Consider the following 1,542-nt stretch of genomic DNA (forward strand, 5'->3'; position numbering starts at 1 on the left):
TTAACCTTATCACAGTAAAATTAAAAAACGGACGCATTTTACGTCCGTTTTTTCTATTTATGCATTTACTTTGAGCTTCTTAAACTCTTCAGTAAGCATTGGAATGACTTCAAATAAATCTCCTACAATGCCGTAATCTGCCACTTTAAAGATATTTGCTTCTGGATCTTTATTGATCGCTACAATAACTTTTGAGTTGGACATTCCTGCAAGGTGCTGGATGGCTCCGGAAATTCCTGCCGCTATATAAAGGTCAGGAGTGACTACTTTACCTGTTTGGCCGATTTGCAATGAGTAATCACAGTAATCAGCATCACAAGCACCGCGAGAAGCTCCGACAGCTCCGCCGAGTACATCAGCGAGTTCTTTTAGCGGATTGAATCCATCAACGCTCTTCACTCCACGGCCGCCAGCCACTACTACTTTCGCTTCGGAAAGGTCCACACCTTCACTTGCCTTCCGGACGACATCCTTAATAATGGTTCTTAAATCTTTGATTTCTGCTGATACAGACGAAACATCGCCTGATTTGCTTTCATCTTTTTGAAGTGGAGTGATGTTGTTTGGACGAATTGTCGCAAAAATAAGGCCGTCAGTCACAATCTTCTTTTCAAATGCTTTACCAGAATAAATCGGACGTGTGAAGACTAAGTTTCCTCCAGCCTCCTCAACTCCGATGGCATCAGAAATGAGTCCTGAATTTAATTTACTTGCAATTTTAGGGGCAAGGTCTTTCCCTAAAGACGTATGTCCTAAAATAAGTCCTTCTGGATTTTCCTGTTCAATCACTGCCATTAATGCCTGTGAATATCCATCAGGTGTATATTGTCCTAGCTTTGCATCCTCTACGGCTACAACTCTGTCAGCACCATACTGATAGAGATCTTTCCCTAAGGAACTAACTGAATCACCAATTAATACACCTACAATTTCTCCGCCCTCAGCAACTGTTTTAGCTGCAGCAATTGCTTCGAAGGAAACATTTCTTAGTGAACCGTCACGCGCTTCTCCCAATACCAATACTTTTCTCGCCATTTGATTTACCTCCTGCGTATTTATTCTTCCTGTAATGTCTTAAACGACTTTCGCCTCTGTATGAAGCAGGCTGACAAGTTCCTTTACCTGATCGGCAAGATCGCCTTGAAGGACTTTTCCTGCCTCTTTCTTAGGAGGAAGATAAATTTCAATCGTCTTTGTTTTCGCTTCTACATCATCTTCTTCTAAGTCCAGGTCATCCAGCTCAAGTTCATCAAGTGGCTTCTTCTTTGCTTTCATAATCCCTGGAAGAGATGGATAGCGTGGTTCGTTAAGTCCCTGCTGTGCAGTCACAAGAACCGGAAGGCTAGTTTCAAGTACTTCTGAATCTCCTTCTACATCTCTTGTGATTGTTGCAGTAGAACCATTGATTTCAAGCTTAGTAATAGTTGTTACATAAGGGATTCCAAGCTGGTCAGCTACTCGCGGAGCTACTTGACCTGAGCCGCCGTCGATTGCGACATTCCCGCCAAGAATCAAGTCTGCTTCTTTATCCTTTAGATATTC

The 1,542-nt window shown here is 42.4% G+C and carries 2 protein-coding genes; both read right to left on the minus strand.

The genetic code is table 11. The annotated features are described in order from the left end of the window. Positions 1-57: 57 nt before the first annotated feature. On the minus strand, positions 58-1,035 hold the full coding sequence (locus tag WB217_RS00160) for an electron transfer flavoprotein subunit alpha/FixB family protein (protein ID WP_423989500.1): 978 nt from the start codon (positions 1,033-1,035) through the stop codon (positions 58-60). Between the two features lie 39 nt (positions 1,036-1,074). Continuing rightward, positions 1,075-1,542: electron transfer flavoprotein subunit beta/FixA family protein (locus WB217_RS00165; protein WP_423989502.1), on the minus strand; the 468-nt coding region annotated here is incomplete at its 5' end.

Origin of the sequence: Mesobacillus sp., from assembly GCF_049588175.1 — a bacterium.
Taxonomy (GTDB): domain Bacteria; phylum Bacillota; class Bacilli; order Bacillales; family Cytobacillaceae; genus Mesobacillus.